The sequence below is a fragment of the Myxococcus sp. CA033 genome (genome assembly GCF_013336625.1).
Lineage (GTDB): Bacteria > Myxococcota > Myxococcia > Myxococcales > Myxococcaceae > Myxococcus > Myxococcus llanfairpwllgwyngyllgogerychwyrndrobwllllantysiliogogogochensis.
The window spans coordinates 73,365-93,718 of the sequence record NZ_JABUMU010000028.1 but is presented as its reverse complement, the minus strand read 5'-3'; the positions used below and the strand labels follow the sequence as shown (position 1 = coordinate 93,718).

Sequence of the window (20,354 nt, the reverse complement as noted above, 5' to 3'; positions counted from 1 at the left end):
CTCGGGCTCGAAGAGGCCTTGTCGGAAACGCGGGCCGCCTCGAGCCTGAATCGACTTCATGCAAAGCAGCCTGCCCTTGCATGCCGTTCCGACCGCCGTCATGCAATCGGTTTGCATCTTAATGAGTGGCACGTCCGGGCCCTGGGCATTCCCATGGCGTCTGTTTGGAACCCGACAGCCGTGCCCCTCCGAGGCAGTGATTGTGCCAACAGGGGGGCTGGTCTTGATTCAAGAGCGTGCGGAGCCGCCCTTGGCGGCTCAGTGCCTCAAGCGGCGGCGCGGAGCTGCTCCACGTAGGCCTGGGCGGCGGAGGCCTCCACGCCATGCAGTCGCGCCATGTCGCGCGCGATGGCGGAGGGGTCATCTCCCATGCGCAGTTGCATGCGGATGTTGTGCTCGAAGGGCTGGAGGATTCGCAGCGCGTCCGCGCCTCGGGCTTCCTTGACGACGGGCGCCGCGCGCCGGCGCGAGCGGCCCATCTCCGCGCGGGCCTGCACGTAGGTGACGATGTTGGACAGCAGGTAGTACCAGGTCACGAAGAAGGAAATCGTGCCCCACCAGCCCAGGGTGACGTTGCGCAGCGTGTGGTGCCAGAACGCCTTGCCCAGACACGCCCGGCACAGGTCGGCGGCCGTCGTATGGGAGCGACGCGCGAACAACATGCCCACGTTGTGGTGCAGCTCAACAAAGACCGTCGTCTCGGACCGGGAACAGTGGTCGCATCGCATGGCGGCGCACCCTAACGGGTTCCTTGCCCGCGTTCGAGTACTCGGATTCAAGCCCGAAAAGCCGGGCGATCCGCGCAACTCCAATGGACATGGGAGATCACCGGGAACATGGGGCCGCGGATGCCCTGGCGGCCCCGGGTCCACCTCGAGTCCCGCGCGTCACCCCGAACCACGGTGGCGTGTGAGCGTCACCCGCGTCCGTGGACCCCCCGAGCGCTTTCCACGCGGCCCTCCCAAACCTCAGGCGCTGCCGAACGCTGTCTGTATAAACGACCCCGCGCGGCTCTCCACCTCACAGCAGGCCGCGCAGTCATCTCACGAATGCTCTGTCTCATCCGCGTGGACAGGTTCCGTGGCGGTGGGGCAGATCTTCTCGACGTCGCCCGCTGACAACCTCGCGGCGCTGAACCAGATGCCTGCCGCCGTGGCGGCCCTGCTGGCCTCGTCGCCTGAGTATCTGGAGCGATTCCAGTGCATGCCGCGAGGCGAGCATGTGCAGGCCGTCTCCAAGCTGGTGACGAACCTGATCGCCACCTGGGGCACAGCGTCTGCCGCAACCCGCACGCTGCAAGGTGCGGCTGTTGCTACGGCCGAGGTGCCAGTGCTTTCGCTATCTGCCCAAGGCGCGCTCGTCATGGGTCGTGTCGCGGTGCCGGTGGGGCGAGCGGCGGCGGTACTGAGCGGTGGGCCTGGAGCGGCGATCATCCTCCAGCGGGCGAAGGGGGCCTCGCCGTCGAAAGGGCCTGGCCAGTGGGGACCGGTCAATGAGTCCATGAAGCCGCCTGCCCGTCGTTACCAGGAACAGGTTACGGGCCACTCTGCCGATGATGCCTACTGGGTCGGCGGCATGAGCACGCAGACCGGCGGCGTGAAGTTCGACGGATTCAAGGACGGCGTGCTGTTGGAGGCCAAGGGACCTGGCTATGCGAAGTTCTTCGAGGGGCTGGAGCCCAAGGAGTGGTTTCGGAACTCCGGAGCAAAGGGGCTCGTTGAGCAAGCAGAGCGCCAGAGCAGAAAGGTTCGGGGCATGGGTATCCCCGTCCGGTGGCATGTCGCGGAGAAAGCGGCTGCCGATGCCTTGCGCGAACTCTTCAAGAACGCTCGGGTTGTAGGGGTCGAAATCGTCCACACCTCAGCTCTCTGAGTGGATAACCTCATGACCGTGAAGCTCGAATCCGAGACCTATCCCGACACCTACTTTGTCGGTGCCTACTGGGGGCCGCGCAAAGAGCCTCCCGAGGAGTGTGCCCACCGCACAGCGGACTTCCTCAACCTCTTGGCCAAGTGCGACCCGTTCCTGGCCGACTGGTACATGCCCACCAAGTCGCGCAAGGACGCGCGCAAGCATCCCCTCATGCCGCCTGACATGACTACGCTCGCTGAGATGTTCAGGCGAGGCGTCAACCGGGAGAAAGGGGGGCCCATCTTTGAGGACTTGGGCTTTAGCTTCTGGTTCGACAATGGCGGAACCGGCCGTGATTGTGCAGCCCTGCGCATCCACTGCGGCGGATACGCGGAAGCGTTCTCTAACTCCTGTTTCTTGTCACTCCCCAGCCAGGGCGCGAACGCGGAGCGATTATTCACGGCCCCTGCCTTGTCTTGCGTAGTGCGCAGCATGGCTCTTGCCTGGGAACCTGACTGGGTCGCCGCCATGTCCCGCACGCATCGGGATCTTGACGACAAGGACGGCAAGACTGACGTGTGGCTTGGCTGGGCGACGTACCTTGCACGTCACCGGGGCACGGTGCCTCCGCTTCCTGCTCCAGTGCGCATCGAGCCGGTGGGGGACCGAGGCACGCTCATCATCCTGACTCCCGAGCGATTCACCGTGACGAACCCGGAACATGTTGCGCTGTCGAGGCGCGTGCGTGAGCTGCTAGACCGAGCGGGGTTGTTGAAGCCGGTTCAGCCCCAAGCGTAGAAGAGTGGGGGACCCGAGTCGCCCGCTACTCGGCTCCACAACGCGGGCCGGTTCGAGCGCAAGAAGGGGACATGCTCATTTCCCCCATAGAGCCCCTCCCTGGGGGGAATCTGGCGGGACGGAGCGGTACGGGGCGGGATGGCGGAGGTCCAAAGTCCCCAGGAAAATCGCGGGGCAAGGCGACCCTGCCTGGATATGGGCGACAAACCCGCCCAAGCCCCCAGCTCAGTTCATCCACTCCGTCGAAACCATCAGCTCCGCGCGCCGGTTCTTCTCCGGCTCCGTCGTCGACAGCGGCCGGTCCTCTCCAAATGACAGCGTCGACAACCGCGCAGGCTCCACACCCAGTCGCCGCAGGTAATCACGGACCACGGAAGCACGGCGCTGGCCCAGGGCCAGATTGTACTCCGTCGTCCCCAGCTCACAGGTGTGCCCGGTGATGTTCACCCGTGCCTGGGGCCGCTTGCGCAGCGCGTCCGCCAGCTGCGTCAACGTGTCACGGAACTCGGGACGCAGCGTCGTCGAGTCGAGCTCGAAATAGACAGGCTCCAGGGCCAGGGGGAGCAGGTCCGTGTCTGAGGGCTCGGTCATGGTACCTCTGGCTATTTGCCTTCCGACCGCTCCCGACGGTGGATGGTGGAGACATCAATCCCGAGCAGCTCCGCCGCTCGCGTCTTGTTCCCGCCGCACCGCGCGACGGCCCAGGCGATGTACTCGCTTTCCAGCCGGCGCAGGGGAATGACTTCCCGTTGCGCCTCCAACAACGGGTGTTCCTCCGCGCCGCCCTCGCTGACGTGGGGACGAAGCTGCTCCAGGTCCACCGTGTCCCGGGTACCGAGCACCACCAGCCGCTCCACCAGATTCTCAAGCTCTCGCACATTCCCGGGCCAGCGCTGCGCACACAGCGCCGACACCGCCTCCTGCGCGAAGCGCTGCACCGGAGACCTTGGATTCCTCGCCCGCGCCTGCTCGAGGAAGTGCTCGGCCAGCGCGGGAATGTCCTCGGGCCGCTCCCGTAGCGGCGGCGCCTGCAACGTCACGACATTCAGCCGATAGAACAGGTCCGCCCGGAATCGGCCCTCCTTCACCCGGGCCTCCAAATCCTGGTGCGTCGCGGCCACCACCCGCACGTCCACCATCCGCGAGCCGTCCGCCCCCACCGCCCGCACCTCGCCCTCCGCCAGCACCCGCAACAGCCGCGCTTGCAGCTCCGGCGCCATGTCCCCGATTTCATCCAGGAACAGCGTGCCCCCATCCGCCTCCACGAAGAGCCCGCGCCTCGCGCTCGTCGCTCCGGAGAACGCCCCCTTCACATGGCCGAACAGCTCACTCTCCAGCAGCGAGTGGGGCAGGGCGGTGCAATTGACGGCGACGAAGGGCCCCGCGCGACGCGTGCCCTCGAAGTGCAGGGCCCGGGCAATCAACTCCTTGCCACTGCCGCTCTCACCCCGCACCAGCACCGGCGCGCTGGACCAGGCCACACGCTCCACCAGCGCATACAGCGCCCGCATCGCCGCGCTGCGCCCCACCATCGCCCCCAGCCGGCCCCGGTCCTCCGCCTGCTGCTTCAGTGTGCGGTGCTCGGAGCGCACCCGCCGCTCCTCCAGCGCGCGGCCCACGTAAAGCCGTACCTCGTCCAGCCGGAAGGGCTTGGCGAAGTAGTGCCACGCCCCGCGCTTCATCGCCTCCACGGCGTTCTCCACGCCGCCGAACGCCGTCATCATCAGCACCGGCAGGTCCGGGTCCAGCTTGCGCGCCGTCTCCAGCACGTCGAAGCCATCCACGTCCTGCATGCGCAAATCACAGATGACGGCGTCGTACACCCCGGCGCGAAGCTGCGCGATGGCATCCGCGCCTCCCGAGGCCACATCCACCGCGTAACCCGCATCGGACAAGGGCTCGCGCAGCATCTGTCCCATCTCGACGTGGTCATCGACGACGAGAACCCGGGCTCTAACCGACATGTTGCTCCTCTCGCGCGGGGGCCGCGGCGGGCCATTGCAGCATCACACGCGTCCCCTGACCGGGTGCGCTGTCCAGCTCGATGCGCCCGCCATGGTTCCGGACAATGTGCGCCACCATGGTCAGCCCCAGGCCCGTGCCCAGTCCGCGCTTCTTGGTGGTGAAGAATGGATCAAACACTTGATGCAGATGTCTCGCGGCGATGCCGCAGCCGTCATCCTCGACGGTGATGCGCACCCGACCCCAGGCCCCCGACGCATCCGCCTCGCCCGGCGTCGCCGTCAGCCTCACCCGTCCCCCCGGCTCGCACGCATCACACGCGTTGAGCAGCAGGTTGACGAGCACCTGCTGGAGCTGGTCCGAGTCCGCCGCCAACGCGGGCAACGGCTGCGACACGTCCATGCTCAGCACCACGCGCCGCCGCTCCGTCTCGACGCGCAGCAGCTCCTGCACGCTCTTCACCACGGACGGCAGCGTCACCGCACGCGACTCGGCGGGCTGCAGCCGCGAGAAGTCCAGCAACTGCCGGATGGTGCGGCTCACCCTGTCTATCTGCTCGACGATGGTCCCCAGCCCCGCGGACTGCGGGTGCTCGGGGCCCAGCTTGTCCTGCACGTATTCGGCGCGGCCCCGAATGACACCCAGCGGGGTGCCAATCTCATGCGCGATTCCCGCCGCCAGCACGCCCACTGTCGCCAGCTTCTCCGCGCGCAGCAGTTGTCCTTCCAGCGCGCGCAGGTTGCTCAGGTCCTCCAGCACCAACAGCGTGCGGACGTCGGGCTGGTGCGGCTCCAAGGGCACCGCGTGGACGTTGTACTGTCCTTCCTCCGCGAAGAGCCGCAGCGGCTCGCCGTGCAGACTGCGCACGCGGTTGTCGCCGCCCGCCGCGTTCACCAGCTCCTCCAGCCGCTGGATGACGGGCGCGTGGGCCTGCGGGAACGCCGCCGCCAGCGTCGAGCCCACCACATCCGGCGGCATCTTCGTGCTCAGCGCGCGATTCGCCGAGGTGATGCGTCCCGTCGTCGACAGGGCCAGCACGCCCGTGGGGATGTGGTCGAGAATCTTCTGCGTCTTGTCGTGCAGGTGCGCCAGGCGACTCGCGTGGCGCAGGCTCTCCTGGAGGGCCACGGCGCGGCTGCGCGCCAGCACCACATACACACCGAACGCGATGAGGAAGGACGAGAACAGGAACGCCGCGAAGGACAACCGCAGCACCAGGCTTCGCTCATGGGAACGCAGCCCTCGCGTGGAGGACAGCGTCGCCAGCGGCCACAGCGCGCCGTTCTTGATTCGCACCGGCACGAAGCTCGCCACCACCTCCGCGTCTCCCAATCCCAACCCCACCGCCTCCGTCCGCTCAATCACCAGCGAACCCGCTTCACCCGCGAGCATGCGCCGTGACAGCGCCGCGAGCCCCGGAGTTCCACGGACATCCGTGGCGAGCCCCTGATAGCGAGCCGCCAGCGTCGGCGCGCTCAGCGCGGTGGGCGCTCCATGCGCGCCGAGCAACAAGAGATGGGTGTCGCTCTCCGCGGTGAGCAGCTTCAGCGGCGCGAACAGCGGCTCGGCGTCCACCAGCACCACCACCGCGCCTCCGCCCCCGGGTGCATCCTCGGGCAGCGAGGTGGCGAAGGCCCGCAGCCACCCCGTCGAATCCCCAGACAGCGGAGGCGAGGACGCGATGTGACCCGAAGCTCCCTCCAGCACGCTCCTCGCGGTGCGGGCCAGCTCCTCCGCCGGGTATTGCTTCGCGAGCGACGCGCCCGTGCGCTTGTCCAAAAGCCGCAGCCGCTCCTTCCCATCCGGCCCGAAGACGACGATGGCCTTGTATTGCCCCACGGCCTCCAACAGCGCGCGCAGCTCGCGACGGTGCTCCTCGGCCGTGCCCGGTTGGGACAGCAACTCACCCGTGAAGCGCAGGTCCTCGCCCACGTCCTCCAGCGCCTCGGACACCCCTCGCGCGGCCTCCCGGAGCTGGGCCTGTCGCTCGCGGGCGAACTGGTCCACCAGCGCCTGCCTGTCCCGCTGGATGAAATACACGGCGCCGCCGATGACGCCGGTGAGCGCCGTGCACAGCAGCAAGACTGGCAGGAGGGAGGAGCGCATGAGGGCAGATACCAACATCCCGTCGCGAGGGGGTGGGGGAAGCCCGTCAGAGGGCTCCCTCCCCAGGAACCGGCTCGTCGCGTCGGAGGCCCACTCGGGGGGCTGGCGGGGCCTCAGGGCCTCGAGGCCTGCTGGTTGAGCTTCTGCGACACCTCGCGGACCTTGCCCTGGATGTGGCGCAGGTTCGTCGGACCCATCCGCAACAGGTGCTTCTGCGCGGGAGTGAGCGCCTCCAGCGCGGGGTCCGCGTAGACGTACAGTGCGCCCTTCGCCACCACCTCCACGTCCCCGTCGAGCACCGGCACCGCCAGCACCTGCTCGAAGGCCCGTCGGAGCGTCGCCTCGAGGGAGCTGCCCGGCGGCGCGCTCTCCTGGTGGAGCCGCTCGGCCAGCCGGTGCACCTCGCGCCAGGTGTCCACCAGCACCGTGGAGTCGAGGCTGCCCACCACCCGGCCCAGCGTGTCGTACCGGGTGTAGCCCTTCTTTCCGACGAGCGTCCGGCCCTCGCGGGTGCTGCTCACCTGGAAGTCCCCGGACGGCGCCAGGAAGGCGACCACGGCCCGAGGACTCTCTCCGCTGGCCATGTTGGACACCACGGCGACGAAGCGGCGCAGGAGGTCCGCCTCCCGCAGCCAGGCGCCGAACTGCGACATCGACGAGGCCCCCGAGAGCCGCGAGCGCAGGAGCGCGTCGACCTCCGCCGTGGGCGGCAGGGGCGCATCCGGAGCCCGGTCCACCACCGAGGGCACCACGGGCGCCTGGGTGACGACGACGGTCGGCGTGTCGGGCGCGCCATGGAGCAGGCCGTGCCAGACCCCGGCTCCCGCGAGTACCGCCGCGACCAGAATCACCAGCCCCCAACCCCAGAGCGCGCCCCGTTCGAGCTTCACCATCGCACCGCCGTCGTTGTCCATGTGTCCTCCGCGACCGGACCCAGGGATTGCAGCGGTGATGCCAGCGGGAAGGGGACAGGGTGGGCGGCGAGGCTTCACTCGGGAGCGTGTGCTCCCGGAGCCGTCAGCGCGCCCGCTCGCAAGCCCCGCGAGCATGGCGTTCCGCGCGCCACCCTGGCGGATTGCACCGGGGGCGCGCGGGACTCACTCAGGCTCGGGGCCGAGGCGCGCCCGCGGAACCGGCCGCCGGGGGCGGCATCGCCGACTCGGCCGTGACTTCCGCCCAACGGATGTGGAACGTCGCCGACGTCCCGTCGAACTCCTCGGGTAGCACCACCACCCGGAAGCCCCCGCACAGCTCCACCGCCCGAGCCAGCAGCCCCGCGGAGAACGTGGGGACGTCCGCCAGCACATCGTTCATCCGCAGCTCCACGAAGGTGGGGCTGCGCTCAACGATTTCGACCACACTGAAGTTGTTGCCGGCGCGAAAGCCCATCCCCGCGCGCAGCAGCATCCGCCGGGGGCCTGCCAGCCGGACGACGCCCAGGAGCGCGCGGCCAAAGAAGGTCCCGAAGTAGGCGTCCATGAACCGCTCGCCCAGCGAGTAGTACGCGGCTTCAGCGGGAACTCCGCCGTAGACGTGCCCAGCGGCGATGCGGAGGAACTCCTTCCACTGCTCCAGCGAATACGTCCGCCCAAGCTTCTGGTCGAGGTCCAGGCCCGCACGGCGCAGGTGCTCCCGACACGCTGGCGTGAGGCGGTTCTCGAGGGCGCGCACGAAGAGCGCTTCCACGGTTTGCGTGAAAATCAGCTTCTCGGAAGAAGTCATAGGGTCGCACCCTACACCGGTCGGCCCGTCGGATGCTCGCCCACAGGTGAATTGACGTTCAGTGTCCCTGTCGGCGAGCGACAGCCGGCCTGCTCCGTCCTGAAAAGTGCTGGATTCCCATGGGGTTAGCGCTCATCACGCGGTGCGGCGGCGGCGCGGGAGACCATGCCGCGCAGCCACCGGTGGGCCGGTTCATCGTCGAAACGCTCATGCCAGACCTGGAGGACGTCGAACGGTCTCAGGGAGACGGGCGGAGGAAGGATGCGCAGGGGGCAGAGGTCGAGGAAGAGCTCGGCCAGTCGGCGGGGGGCGGTGAGGACGTGGTTGGAGCGGACCATGGAGATGGCGGCGGTGAGGAAGTAGGGAATCCGCAGGCCGATGCGTCGACTGCGGCCCAGGCGCTCCAGCGCGACGTCCACGGCGCCCGCCCCCTCGCCCCGGGGGCTGACGAGGACATGGGGCAGGCGCAGGTACGTCTCCAGGTCCAGCTCCTCCTTCACCAGGGCGTTGTCGCGACGGACGACGCACACGAAGTCCTCGGTAAAGAGCTTCTGCTGGCGCAGCGCGGGGGCGGGGTCCGGGTAGGCGCCGATGACCAGGTCCACCTCGCCGCTCTCCAACTGGGCCTCCACCTGGGAGACGACGAGGGGGCGGATGGTGAGGTCCACCCGGGGGGCCTCGTCGTCGAACATCTCCAGCAGCGGGGGCAGCAGGGCGGCGGCGAAGTAGTCACCCGAGGCGATGGTGAAGCGCCGCGCCGAGGTGCGGGCCTCGAAGACGGACTCGTTGCGCAGCGCTCGTTGGACCTCCAGCAGTCCCCGGTGGAGTGGGGCGGCGAGCTGTTCGGCGCGCGGGGTCCGAATCATCCCTCCCCGGCCCCGGATGAGGAGGGCGTCTCCGAACTGCTCCCGGAGCTGCCGCAGGGCGTGGCTCATGGCGGACTGGGTGATGCCCACGCGCGCGGCCGCCCGGGTGACGTTGCCTTCCGTGAGCAGCGCATCCAGCGCCACGACGAGGTTGAGGTTGACGCCGGACAGGTCCAGTCCCGTGTTCGACGGCTGGCTCGGCGCGGGGGCGGCGCGAGGTTTGCGTCGGGTGGGGACGCGGCTCTTTCCCCGGGCAACATGCGACTTGCTCATGTGCCAATGAATAACATGCGATGGTCTCATGATGGGGGTGGGAACACTCTGGAGCCATCTCGAAGTCACCGGAGGCGTCCATGAGCGTCGTCATCAACACCCCGAATGGAAACATTGGCCGGAACCTCGCCCTGCGGCTGCTGGATGCGGGGCAGTCCCTCACCCTCATCAGCCGGAGCGCGGAGAAGGTGGCGGACCTGGTGAAGCGTGGCGCGAAGGTGGTGGAGGGGTCCTCGGACGACGCGGCCGTGTTGGACAAGGCCTTCGCCGGAGCCTCGGCGGTCTTCTGGCTGACGCCGCCCGCCATGCGCCCGGACTTCGTCGAATGGACCCAGGCCATGGGGCGACTGGCGGCGCAGAAGGCGAAGCAGCATGGCGTGAAGCGCGTGGTGGTGCTGTCCAGCGTCGGCGCGCAGTCGGGTCCAGGGACGGGGCCGGTGGGCGTGCTCCTCGCGGTGGAGGAGGCCTTCAAGGCCGCCGTCGCCGACGTCACCATCCTCCGTCCGGGCTACTTCATGGAGAACCTGCTGCGCGACCTGCCGTCGCTCGTGAACGCGAGCACGCTCTTCCTGACGACCTCTCCCGAGCGCCGCGCCCCCTTCGTCGCGACGGTGGACATCGCGCACAAGGCGGCGGACGTGCTGCTCGACGCGGGCTGGAAGGGGCACCGGTACATCGGCGTTCACGGGCCCCAGGACCTCACGTACACGGAGGTGGTGGGCATCCTCTCGCGAGAGCTCGGTCAGCCCGTGCGCTACGTGCAGGTCTCCTTCGACGACGCTCGCAAGGCGATGCTGGGCATGGGCCTGCCCGCGTTCATGGTCGACCTCTTCGTGCAGATGTACGAGGCCATCCCCGAAGGACGGATGGACGCGGCCGAGCCCCGGTCCGCGGAGACCACCACGTCCACGACGCTGGCTCAGTGGGCACGAGAGGTCCTCAAGCCCGCGGTGGCGCAGGCTCGCGCGTCCGCGGCGTAGCGCGCGGTGGGCCTGTCCCTGTGTGGCTTCACACTTCTTCATGAGCGCGTCATCTCTGTTCATCCCGGTGGGCTGGGATGGCGCGAGAATGGCGCCCGTCAATCAAGCGTGACGGGTGTCACCGAACGTGGAGCGAGAAGCATGGCGTCGGGGCAGGCAATCATCGGCGGGCTGCTGGGGCGGTTCCTGTTCAAGGAAGCGCGAGTGGGACAGGTGCGGGACGTGTCGCCGCACTTCCGCTGGATGGAGTGGGTGGGCGAGGGGCTGCGTGACGTCGAATGGAGCCCGGGGGACAAGGTGCAGGTCTTCCTTCCCGACGTGGGCATGCGGACGTACACGCCGCTGGGCTGGGACTCGACGCTGGGGTCCACGCGCTTCCTCGTCTACATGCACGGCGACAGCCCCGGCGCGCGATGGGGCCGCGACCTCAAGGTGGGAGACCGCTGCCAGTTCTTCGGGCCGAGAGGCTCCCTCGCGCTCAAGTCGCTCCCCGGGCCCGTGGTCCTCTTCGGGGACGAGACGTCGTTCGCCGTCGCGCACACGCTGAAGTACCTGAAGGCGGGCTCGGCGGACGTCGAGCACGTGTTCGAGGTCTCCTCGCGAGGAGAGTCGGAGGGGGTGCTGGGGGAGCTGGGCCTCGCGGGCGCCTCGGTGGTGGAGAAGCGGTCGGACGAAGCGCATCTCGCGGACGTGGAAGCCCGGCTGCGGGCGGCGCTGGAGCGACGGCGTGGCGCGCACCTGGTCCTGACGGGGCGGGCGCACGCCATCCAGGCCGTGAGGGCCCGGCTCCGTTCGAGCGGTGTCGCGCACGCGGGGCAGAAGGTGAAGGCGTACTGGGCCGAGGGGAAGAGCGGTCTCGACTGAGCGATAGAGCCGGGCGGATGACGGCTGCCGCACGGTTGACGAGTGAAGCGCTTGCGTGCGCGCCCGCACCGCTTCAAACACGATGCCCTCATGGACGAGCGCGCGACTGGCCCCCGGAAGTCGGACCCTTCCTACAACGTGCTGCACCAGCAGGGCACGCGGCAGCCGTTGGATGTCATCTTCAAGCCGCGCAGCGTGGCGGTGGTGGGTGCCAGTGAGCGTCCGGGCAGCGTGGGGCGCACCGTCCTCTGGAATCTCATCAGCAATCCCTTCGGCGGCACCGTCTATCCCATCAATCCGAAGCGCCCCAACGTGCTGGGCATTCGCGCGTGGCCGTCGCTGCGCGCGTTGCCGGAGCCGGTGGACCTGGCCGTCGTCGTCACGCCCGCGCCCGCCGTGCCCGATGTCATCCGCGAGTGCGCGGAGCTGGGCGTCCAGGGCGCCATCATCATCTCCGCCGGCTTCAAGGAGACGGGCGAGGCGGGCGCGCGGCTGGAGCGGGAAATCCTCCAGATTGCCCAGGCGGCGCGGATGCGCATCATCGGCCCCAACTGTCTGGGCGTGATGCGTCCGCCCACGGGCTTCAACGCGACATTCGCCGGGTCGATGGCGCGCCCGGGCAACGTGGCCTTCATCAGCCAGAGTGGCGCGCTTCTCACCGCCATCCTCGACTGGAGCCTGCGCGAGTCGGTGGGTTTCAGCGCCTTCGTCTCCGTGGGATCCATGCTGGACGTCGGCTGGGGCGACCTCATCGACTACCTGGCCGATGACCCGATGACGCGCTCCATCCTCATCTACATGGAGTCCATCGGGGATGCGCGAGCCTTCCTCTCCGCCGCGCGCGAGGTGGCGCTCACCAAGCCCATCATCGTCATCAAGGCGGGGCGCACCGCGCAGGCCGCACAGGCCGCCGCGTCCCACACGGGGACTCTGACGGGCAGCGACGAGGTGCTCACCGCCGCGTTCCGTCGCACCGGTGTGCTGCGCGTGGAGTCCATCTCCGACCTCTTCTACATGGCGGAGACGCTGGCGAAGCAGCCGCGCCCGGCGGGTCGTCGCCTCACCGTCCTCACCAACGCGGGCGGGCCTGGCGTGCTCGCCACGGACGCGCTGGTGTCGGGGGGCGGCGAGCTGGCGGTGCTCGGCGACGAGACGCGGAAGGCGCTGGACGGCTTTCTGCCGCCCCAGTGGAGCCATGGCAATCCGGTGGACGTGCTCGGCGACGCGGACCCGGAGCGTTACGCGAAGGCCCTGGAGGTCGCGGGGAAGGACCCGAACAGTGACGGGCTGTTGGTCATCCTCACGCCGCAGGACATGACGGAGCCCACGCAGACGGCGGACCGGCTCAAGCCCTACGCGAAGCTCTCCGGCAAGCCGGTGCTGGCGAGCTGGATGGGCGGCTCGGAGGTCGTCGCGGGCGAACGCATCCTCAACGACGCGGGCATTCCGACCTTCGGCTATCCCGACACGGCCGCGCGCATCTTCAATTACATGTGGCGCTACTCGTACAACCTCGCGGGCCTGTACGAGACGCCGACGCTGGCCGAGGAGCCCACGGGCGGGAGGGACGCGGCGCGGCGACTGGTGGATGCCGCGCGAGCGCAAGGACGCACGCTCCTGACGGAGCACGAGTCCAAGCAGTTGTTGGCCGCCTATGGCATCCCCACCGTGGAGACGCGGCTCGCCACCACGGAGGAGGGCGCGGTGGCCCAGGCGCAGGCGCTCGGATATCCCGTGGTCCTCAAGCTCCACTCCTTCACGGTGACGCACAAGACGGACGTGGGCGGCGTGCGGCTCGACCTTCCGGACGCGGAGGCGGTGCGCGCCGCGTTCCGAGGCATCCGCGAGCGACTGGTGGAACTGGGGAAGGGGGAGGCCTTCGACGGCGTCACCGTCCAGCCCATGGTGAAGCTGGGTGGCTACGAGCTCATCGTGGGCAGCAGCCTGGACCCGCAGTTCGGTCCGGTGTTGCTCTTCGGCGCGGGCGGGACGCTGGTGGAGGTGTTCAAGGACCGGGCGCTGGGGCTGCCTCCGCTGAACACGACGCTCGCGCGGCGGATGATGGAGCAGACGCGCATCCTCCAGGCGCTGCGCGGGGTGCGCGGGGCGAAGCCGGTGGACCTGCCGGCGCTGGAGCGGCTGCTCGTGCGCTTCGGTCAGCTCGTCGTCGAGCAGCGCCTGGTGAAGGAGGTGGACATCAACCCCCTGCTGGCCTCACCGGAGCGACTGCTCGCGCTGGACGCGCGCGTGGTGCTGCACCCGCCCGACGTGACGGAGGCGGAGCTGCCCAGGCTCGCCATCGAGCCCTATCCGCAGCAGTACGTGTCTCCGTTCAAGATGAAGAGCGGCGAGGAGCTGCTGCTGCGGCCCATCCGTCCGGAGGACGAGCCGAAGATGGAGCGCTTCCACCGGACGCTCTCCGAGCAGACGGTGTTCCTGCGCTACGCGGGGCTGATGCAGTTGAGCACGCGCGTGGCGCACGAGCGGCTGGCGCGCATCTGCTTCAACGACTACGCGCGGGAGATGGCGCTGGTGGCCGAGCGGCGCAGCGGAGAGATTCTGGGGGTGGGGCGGCTGACGCGGCTGCGGGGGACTCGGGACGCGGAGTTCGCCATCCTCATCAGCGATGAGGTGCAGCACCAGGGCCTGGGCTCGGAGATGCTGCGGCGACTGGTGGAGGTGGGCCGCGCGTGGGGCATGCAGCGCATCGTCGCGGACATCCTCGCGGGCAACCGCGCCATGCAGAACGTCAGCAAGCGACTGGGGTTCTCCATCCTCCCCCACGAGGAGCTGGCCCCGGACATGGTCAAAGCGGTGAAGGTGCTCTGAGTCACATCCGGGGCCGCCAGGTGGCTACTTCGCTTCGAGGTTCAGCTCGAGGTCGAACGCCACGTCGCTCGACTCCGCGTTGGCCTGCTTCACCATCACCGCGATGATGTTCTCCCCCACGACGAAGGCCGAACCGTCGAAGCTGGCCGTGCTGATGACGGCGTCCTTCAACACGCCGCTGGCGAAGGTGCCATGGCCGAGGCCGTTGTCGGCGTACCGCGAGTAGACGAGCTTCCCGTTCACCCAGATGGCCACGCCGTCGTCATGCAGGACGCGGAGGTTGGCGGTGCGGATGGCCTCGCCGAGCGTGAGCTTCTTGCGGAAGTAGACGCTCGGTTGGAGGGGCGTCGTCTTGGTGATCACGGTGTGCTCGTCCCCGTCGCCGTAGCCGAGCTTCGCGGGGCCCGAGCGCCACGCGCCGTCGTCGAAGTTGAGCGACGTCCACTGCGTGCCCGGGTTCACGTTGCGGTCATCGAAATTCCAGTACTCGCCGAAGGCGATGGCCTGGAACTGGGGCGTCCGGGAGATGGTGAAGGGCAGGTCCGTGCGATCATCGATGTCCGGCCGCGAGGCGTCCGAGATTCGCAGCACGCCCTTGGCCGTCTCGGTGCCCGGCACCGCCCACTCATAGAAACCGATGTTCGGGATACCCTGGTCGACCGTGGTCCAGTTGGCCCCGTCGTCGGGCGAGAACTGCACCCTCACGTTGTCGACACCCGCGCCGTGGGTCATCCACTGGAGCATCTGGACGTTGCCCGGGCGCAGCGTCTCGCCGCCGTTGGGGCTCTCCATGATGAGGGCATCGTGCTGCATGCCGTCGGTGGCCACCTTCAGCTCCAGGTCGAAGGACAAATCACTGGAGGTGGCGTTCGCCTGCTTCACCATGACGGCCAGCGTGTTCTCTCCCATCAAGAAGCGAGAGCCGGGGATGGTCGTCTCGCTCAGGCTGTTGTCGGAGGCGGTGCCGGAGGCATAGGCCGAGTGCGCGGTGGAGCCGACGTACTTGGAGAACACCTGGGTGCCATTGAGGAACACCGCCACGCCGTCGTCGTGAATCACCTGGAGCGTGGCCTGCTCCACCATGCCGTGGACGGTGAACTTGCGGCGGAAGTAGACGGTGGGCTGCGCCGGCGTCGTCTTCGTCAGCGCCGTCTCCTCGTCCGTCTCGCCATAGCCGAGCTGGGCCGGTCCCTTCTTCCAGGTCGCGTCGCTGAAGCCAGAAGACGTCCACGCGGAGCCCGGGTCGACGTTGCGGTCGTCGTACTTCCACTCGGAGCCGAAGGCCACCGCGGTGTAGCCGGTGTTGGGAGGAGGGTCGGTGGGGGGCGGCGTCGTGCCTCCTCCGCCGATGCGGATGATCTTCGCGACCGACGGCACCTTCTTCGAGTTGAGCAGGAACAGCATGTAGTGCCCGGGCGGCGCCACGTTCGGATTGGGCGGCGCGACGACGTTGAGCCCCCCTCCGCTGGCGGTGAAGCGCAGCTTCATGAAGCGCTGGTTTTCGTCGAAGGCGTGGGTGACGGAGCCCAGGCGAACCCACGACGCCATGGTGATGCTGGCCGCCTCGGGGGTGTTGACGCGGAAGGTCTCTCCGTAGGCGATGGACGCGGGCGCGGAGGCGATGGTGGGGCGCGGGCCATTGAAGAGGTATGGCGGGGAGAAGACCTGCATCGTCTTGACGTTGCGGCTGCCCGCGGACAGCACGCGCCCGTCCGGCAACAGCAGGGTGGTGGAGTGGTAGCCGCGATAGGCCGACGCGGGCGCGAGCACCGACCACTGCTCGGTGACGGGGTTCCACAGCTCCGTCTCCAGGCGGGGGTACTTGGGGTTGTCGGTGCCGGGGCCACTGTGGCCGCCGGTGATGAGCACCGTGCCGTCCGGGAGCATGGTGCTGTTGTGCTGGCGGCGCACGTAGCGCATGGGCGGCACCGTGCGCCAGGCGGGCTTCGTGGCGTTGAGGTCCAGAATCTCGACGTTGTTGGTGGGGGGATTGTCGCCACCGGTGACCAGCACCTTGCCGTCGTCATACATCACCGCGCTGCCCGCGTTGCGGCTGTGGGCGTAGCTGGTGCGAGGCCCGGAGGTCCAGGAGCCGGTGCCATCCGTGTCGAGGTACCGCGCGGGCTTCCAGTACCCCGCCATGAGCGTCTTTCCCGTGTTCGTCACGAACATCCACGGGTAGTACATGAGGTCCAGGCTCGCGCCCGTCAGGTTGCGCCAGGAGTTCTTCGACGTCTGCCAGACTTGAGGAATCAGGTTCTTGGTCCTGTCCTCCTTCGCGCCGCCAATCACCAGCATGTCCCCGTTGGCGAGCGTGGTGACGGTGGGGTACCAGCGGCCGGCGTTCATGTTCGGCAACCGCGTCCAGGTGAGCTTGAAGGGGTCGAAGGTGGCGGCGTAGGGCAGGCCGGAGTCATTGTCGATGTGGCCACCCGCCACGAACAGCCGACCGTCCGGCATGAAGGCGTGGCCCGCGCAGAAGATGTTGAAGCCCGCCTTGGGCAGCGTGGTGAGGACGTTGGTCTGCGGGTCCCAGAGCGTGGGGGTGTCGCCGTCTCCGAATTCGGAGAAGAACATCACCTTGCCCGTGGGCAGCAGGTGGGTGTGGACCGCCGAGTACGGCCATTTCTGGACGGCGGTCCATTGTCCCACGGAGGCGGGTTGTGCCTGGGCGACCGATAACGAGGCCCAGGCAGCGAGAAAGGCAAGACGCCACGGATGGAACATCAGGCTGCCCCTTTGTTGGTCGAAAGGTCGCGCAACGGTAGGCACGGGCCCTGCGAGCCACATCGTTCCGGCGTGCGTGGACAATGACGCGGGGTGGACCGAATCCCGGCGCCCGCGTCCGGGTCAGGACCGTTCGTGGGACACGGGTGTCTGATTTCCCAGCGGACTCGAAACGGTGGCTGCTCTAGAGTCCGCCGGGTGATGGACACCCCTGAGTCCCAAGCGCCGCTCGCTGCCCTGCTTCCCAAGAAGGGCGAGCCCCCGCTCGACGCTGACAGCATCCTGGACCGCTTCGTCGGCTACGTCTCCACGAACGGCCTCAGCCTCTACCCGGCCCAGGAGGAAGCCATCCTGGAGCTGCTGGCGGGCAAGCACCTGTTCCTCAAGACACCCACCGGCTCCGGCAAGTCCCTGGTGGCCACCGCCCTCCACTTCAAGGCCATGGCCGAGGGCAAGGTCTCCTTCTACACCTGCCCCATCAAGGCGCTGGTGAACGAGAAGTTCTTCGCGCTCTGTGATGCCTTCGGCGCGGAGAACGTGGGCATGCTCACCGGCGACGCGAGCATCAACCGCGACGCGCCCATCATCTGCTGCACCGCCGAAATCCTCTCCAACCTGGCGCTGCGCGACGCGGGCGCCCGGGTGGACTACGTGGTGATGGACGAGTTCCACTACTACTCGGACAGGGACCGTGGCGTGGCGTGGCAGATTCCGCTCATCGCGCTGCCCCAGGCGACGTTCCTCCTGATGTCGGCCACGCTGGGGCCCACGCACATCATCGAAGAGAGCCTCCAGAAGCTCACCGGCCGGGAGGTCGCCACCGTGCGCAGCACCCAGCGCCCGGTGCCGCTGGACTTCGACTACCGCGAGTCCGCGCTGCACGAGACGATTGAGGACCTCATCGCGCGCAAGAAGTACCCCATCTACCTGGTGAACTTCACGCAGCGCGCCGCCGCCGAGCAGGCGCAGAACCTCATGAGCGTGGACTTCTCCACCAAGGAGGAGAAGGAGGCCATCCGCCTCGCGCTGATGGACGCGCCCTTCGACACGCCGTACGGCAAGGACTTCCAGCGCTATCTGCGCCACGGCATCGGCATGCACCACGCGGGCCTGTTGCCCAAGTACCGCCTGCTGGTGGAGAAGCTGGCCCAGGGCGGCCACCTCAAGGTCATCAGCGGCACGGATACCCTGGGCGTGGGCGTGAACATCCCCATCCGCACGGTGCTCTTCACGCAGCTCTTCAAGTTCAACGGCGAGAAGCTCACCACGCTGAGCGTGCGCGACTTCCTGCAGATTTCAGGTCGCGCGGGTCGCAAGGGGTTCGACAACGAGGGCAGCGTCGTCGCCCAGGCGCCCGAGTATGTCGTCGAGAACGTCAAGCAGGCCGCCAAGGAAGCCGCGGGCAAGAAGAAGACGCCCAAGGCGAAGCCGCCGCAGAAGAACTTCGTCCAGTACGACAAGAGCACCTTCGAGCGGCTCCAGACGGGCATGCCCGAGCCGCTGGAGTCCCGCTTCGCCGTGTCCCACGGCATGATTCTCAACCTGCTCCAGAGCGACCACATCCGGGGCACCGGGGGCTATCACCGGTTGGTGCAGCTCATCCAGCGCTGCCATGACTCGGACTTCCTGAAGCGGCGACACTTGAAGGAGGCGGCGCGGGACTTCCGCACACTGCGCGGCGCGGGAATCGTGGAGGTGACGCGCGGCGAGGGCGGCTCGGGGGCCACGGTGAAGGTGGCGCAGGAGCTCCAGTACGACTTCAGTCTCAACCACACGCTGTCGCTGTACCTGCTGGAGACGCTGGAGCTGTTGGACCCCACCACGGAGACGTACGCGCTGGACGTGGTGACGCTGGTGGAGTCCATCCTGGAGAACCCGGAGGTGGTGCTCTACGCGCAGCTGCACCAGCTCAAGGGCGAGAAGATTCAAGAGATGAAGGCGCGCGGCGTCGAATACGACGACCGCATGGAGGAGCTGGAGAAGCTGGAGTGGCCGAAGCCGAACCGCGAGTTCATCTACGGCACCTTCAACGCCTTCGCGCGCAAGCATCCGTGGGTGGGCGAGGAGAACATCCGGCCCAAGGCCGTGGTGCGCGACATGTTCGAGCGCTTCATGTCCTTCCACGACTACGTGCGGGAGTACGGGCTGCAGCGCAGCGAAGGCGTGCTGCTGCGCTATGTCAGCGACGTGTACAAGACGCTGTCGCAGACGGTGCCGGAGCGCTTCCGCACGGAGGAGGTGGAGGACATCATCGACCACCTGCGGGCCACCATTCGTCAGGTGGACTCCAGCCTCGTGGACGAGTGGGAGCGGATGAAGAACCCGGGCGCCGTCGTCGAGGCGAAGCCGGCCGTGGAGCTCAAGCCGAAGGAGCTCACCGAGGACCCTCGCGCCTTCGCGGCCCGCGTGCGCGAGGAGCTGCACCGGCTGCTGCGCGCGCTGGGGCAGAAGCGCTACTCGGATGCGCTGTCGCTCCTGGACAACGCCCTGGGCGAGTGGACCGCGCCGAAGCTGGAGCAGGCCATGGTGCCGTACCACGAGGAGCACAAAATCGTGGTGCTCACGCCCCAGGCTCGCAAGCCGGCCAACACGTTCCTCAAGGAGTCGGGACAGCGGCTCTGGGAGGTCCAGCAGCGCATCATGGACCCCGAGGGCCATGGCGACTGGATGATCGACTGCGAGATTGACCTGCGGGACAGGCGGCTGGACGAAGGCCCCATCCTCATCCTGCGCCGCATCGGTCCGTGAGGTTCAGCTCTCGGAGGCGGGCGTCGTCAGCTCGCCTCCGGCCAGCGGGGCTTCTTCTTCGCCCAGGGTGGACTCCTCGACGTCGAAGTCGCCCTTGCCGTCGGAGATGAGGACCATCCGCCAGTCGTGGGTGGAGAGGATGACGTGCTCGGCGTCGCACTGGACGTCGACCGCCACGTCCTCGACGGTCCACGAGCCGACCCACACCGTCATCTTGTCGATGCACTCGGTGTCGCCGCACTCCTCGGTGGAGGCGACCCACAGGCGGCCCTCTGGCGCGGCGATGCAGGACACGGGCTCCGCGTGGCGCAGGCGGGGCGGGGCCATCTCGTCCGGCGCGCCCTCGAAGAGGTCCTCACGTTCCGGCATCCCCGCGTCGAAGAGGGACGGAGTCGTGTCTGTCTGCTCGGGGGGCTGAGCGAGCGTCGTCGGCTTCGCCAGGGCCCCGGGCGCGGCCAGAAAGCCGCACATCGCCGCCACCTTCCAACACCGTGTCATCCACATGACCTTGTGCTCCTGAGCGGCGCTGTTGGCCGCGTCTCGTGCACAGGGGTTCTGCAAGGCGCGGACCGGGCCTGCGTGCGGGCGCGGAGACACAGCGGTGAGCCTGTGTCTGGGGGGCGTTCAG

General features: G+C 68.3%; 15 protein-coding genes. 6 read left to right on the top strand and 9 right to left on the bottom strand.

The window, feature by feature from the left end; genetic code table 11:
- Positions 1–266: 266 nt before the first annotated feature.
- Positions 267–728 carry a hypothetical protein gene (locus HUA78_RS39470; protein WP_174455573.1) on the bottom strand — a complete coding sequence of 154 codons (462 nt, stop codon included), beginning with the start codon at positions 726–728 and terminating at the stop codon, positions 267–269.
- 358 nt (positions 729–1,086) lie between these two features.
- Between HUA78_RS39470 and HUA78_RS47895 the strand changes: the two genes are divergently transcribed.
- Together HUA78_RS47895 and HUA78_RS39460 are read left to right on the top strand one after the other, a co-directional pair.
- Positions 1,087–1,872 (top strand): restriction endonuclease fold toxin 5 domain-containing protein, encoded by a 786-nt coding sequence (locus HUA78_RS47895; RefSeq protein ID WP_371745771.1) that lies wholly within the window; start codon positions 1,087–1,089, stop codon positions 1,870–1,872.
- 12 nt (positions 1,873–1,884) lie between these two features.
- On the top strand, positions 1,885–2,649 hold the full coding sequence (locus HUA78_RS39460) for an immunity 52 family protein (RefSeq protein WP_174465940.1): 765 nt from the start codon (positions 1,885–1,887) through the stop codon (positions 2,647–2,649).
- Between the two features lie 225 nt (positions 2,650–2,874).
- Here HUA78_RS39460 and HUA78_RS39455 read toward each other — a convergent pair whose 3' ends face one another.
- The 6 genes from HUA78_RS39455 to HUA78_RS39430 all read right to left on the bottom strand — a co-directional run bounded on the left by HUA78_RS39455 (position 2,875) and on the right by HUA78_RS39430 (position 9,578).
- A complete protein-coding gene (locus HUA78_RS39455) occupies positions 2,875–3,240 on the bottom strand; it encodes an OmpA family protein (protein ID WP_174478565.1) in 366 nt (121 codons plus the stop codon).
- An 11-nt stretch (positions 3,241–3,251) separates the two neighbouring features.
- Positions 3,252–4,613: a sigma-54 dependent transcriptional regulator gene (locus HUA78_RS39450; RefSeq protein ID WP_141641196.1), complete on the bottom strand. Its 1,362-nt coding sequence runs from the start codon at positions 4,611–4,613 to the stop codon at positions 3,252–3,254.
- Complete coding sequence (locus HUA78_RS39445; RefSeq protein WP_174478564.1) at positions 4,603–6,717, bottom strand: nitrogen regulation protein NR(II); 2,115 nt, start codon at positions 6,715–6,717, stop codon at positions 4,603–4,605. Before HUA78_RS39445 ends, HUA78_RS39450 begins: the two co-directional genes overlap by 11 nt.
- 113 nt (positions 6,718–6,830) lie before the next feature.
- Entirely contained in the window at positions 6,831–7,631 is an 801-nt protein-coding gene (locus HUA78_RS39440; RefSeq protein WP_174478563.1) for a DUF3014 domain-containing protein, read from the bottom strand.
- A gap of 187 nt (positions 7,632–7,818) precedes the next feature.
- Complete coding sequence (locus HUA78_RS39435; protein WP_141641193.1) at positions 7,819–8,439, bottom strand: DUF2378 family protein; 621 nt, start codon at positions 8,437–8,439, stop codon at positions 7,819–7,821.
- Between the two features lie 125 nt (positions 8,440–8,564).
- Positions 8,565–9,578: a LysR family transcriptional regulator gene (locus HUA78_RS39430; protein WP_174478562.1), complete on the bottom strand. Its 1,014-nt coding sequence runs from the start codon at positions 9,576–9,578 to the stop codon at positions 8,565–8,567.
- 80 nt (positions 9,579–9,658) lie between these two features.
- On the opposite strand from HUA78_RS39430, the gene HUA78_RS39425 reads away from it, so the two are divergent.
- The 3 genes from HUA78_RS39425 (at position 9,659) to HUA78_RS39415 (ending at position 14,251) form a co-directional block, all read left to right on the top strand.
- The gene (locus HUA78_RS39425; RefSeq protein ID WP_174478561.1) at positions 9,659–10,558 is read left to right on the top strand and encodes an NmrA family NAD(P)-binding protein; all 900 of its coding nucleotides are present in this window, start codon (positions 9,659–9,661) and stop codon (positions 10,556–10,558) included.
- A 141-nt stretch (positions 10,559–10,699) separates the two neighbouring features.
- Positions 10,700–11,422: a siderophore-interacting protein gene (locus HUA78_RS39420; RefSeq protein ID WP_174455720.1), complete on the top strand. Its 723-nt coding sequence runs from the start codon at positions 10,700–10,702 to the stop codon at positions 11,420–11,422.
- Positions 11,423–11,512: 90 nt separating this feature from the next.
- The gene (locus tag HUA78_RS39415) at positions 11,513–14,251 is read left to right on the top strand and encodes a bifunctional acetate--CoA ligase family protein/GNAT family N-acetyltransferase (RefSeq protein ID WP_174465944.1); all 2,739 of its coding nucleotides are present in this window, start codon (positions 11,513–11,515) and stop codon (positions 14,249–14,251) included.
- Positions 14,252–14,275: 24 nt separating this feature from the next.
- On the opposite strand, the gene HUA78_RS39410 is transcribed toward HUA78_RS39415, so the two are convergent.
- Positions 14,276–16,903 carry a galactose oxidase-like domain-containing protein gene (locus HUA78_RS39410; RefSeq protein WP_371745770.1) on the bottom strand — a complete coding sequence of 876 codons (2,628 nt, stop codon included), beginning with the start codon at positions 16,901–16,903 and terminating at the stop codon, positions 14,276–14,278.
- A gap of 276 nt (positions 16,904–17,179) precedes the next feature.
- On the opposite strand from HUA78_RS39410, the gene HUA78_RS39405 reads away from it, so the two are divergent.
- A complete protein-coding gene (locus HUA78_RS39405; protein ID WP_174455718.1) occupies positions 17,180–19,726 on the top strand; it encodes an RNA helicase in 2,547 nt (848 codons plus the stop codon).
- 3 nt (positions 19,727–19,729) lie between these two features.
- On the opposite strand, the gene HUA78_RS39400 is transcribed toward HUA78_RS39405, so the two are convergent.
- The gene (locus HUA78_RS39400) at positions 19,730–20,224 is read right to left on the bottom strand and encodes a hypothetical protein (protein ID WP_174478560.1); all 495 of its coding nucleotides are present in this window, start codon (positions 20,222–20,224) and stop codon (positions 19,730–19,732) included.
- Positions 20,225–20,354 lie beyond the last annotated feature (130 nt).

Bases quoted from the DNA above. Each gene is read 5' to 3' on its own strand.
- HUA78_RS39470 (WP_174455573.1), bottom strand. From the start codon at position 728: ATGCGATGCGACCACTGTTCCCGGTCCGAGACGACGGTCTTTGTTGAG.
- HUA78_RS39460 (WP_174465940.1), top strand. From the start codon at position 1,885: ATGACCGTGAAGCTCGAATCCGAGACCTATCCCGACACCTACTTTGTC.
- HUA78_RS39455 (WP_174478565.1), bottom strand. From the start codon at position 3,240: ATGACCGAGCCCTCAGACACGGACCTGCTCCCCCTGGCCCTGGAGCCT.
- HUA78_RS39450 (WP_141641196.1), bottom strand. From the start codon at position 4,613: ATGTCGGTTAGAGCCCGGGTTCTCGTCGTCGATGACCACGTCGAGATG.
- HUA78_RS39445 (WP_174478564.1), bottom strand. From the start codon at position 6,717: ATGCGCTCCTCCCTCCTGCCAGTCTTGCTGCTGTGCACGGCGCTCACC.
- HUA78_RS39440 (WP_174478563.1), bottom strand. From the start codon at position 7,631: ATGGACAACGACGGCGGTGCGATGGTGAAGCTCGAACGGGGCGCGCTC.
- HUA78_RS39435 (WP_141641193.1), bottom strand. From the start codon at position 8,439: ATGACTTCTTCCGAGAAGCTGATTTTCACGCAAACCGTGGAAGCGCTC.
- HUA78_RS39430 (WP_174478562.1), bottom strand. From the start codon at position 9,578: ATGAGCAAGTCGCATGTTGCCCGGGGAAAGAGCCGCGTCCCCACCCGA.
- HUA78_RS39425 (WP_174478561.1), top strand. From the start codon at position 9,659: ATGAGCGTCGTCATCAACACCCCGAATGGAAACATTGGCCGGAACCTC.
- HUA78_RS39420 (WP_174455720.1), top strand. From the start codon at position 10,700: ATGGCGTCGGGGCAGGCAATCATCGGCGGGCTGCTGGGGCGGTTCCTG.
- HUA78_RS39415 (WP_174465944.1), top strand. From the start codon at position 11,513: ATGGACGAGCGCGCGACTGGCCCCCGGAAGTCGGACCCTTCCTACAAC.
- HUA78_RS39405 (WP_174455718.1), top strand. From the start codon at position 17,180: ATGGACACCCCTGAGTCCCAAGCGCCGCTCGCTGCCCTGCTTCCCAAG.
- HUA78_RS39400 (WP_174478560.1), bottom strand. From the start codon at position 20,224: ATGACACGGTGTTGGAAGGTGGCGGCGATGTGCGGCTTTCTGGCCGCG.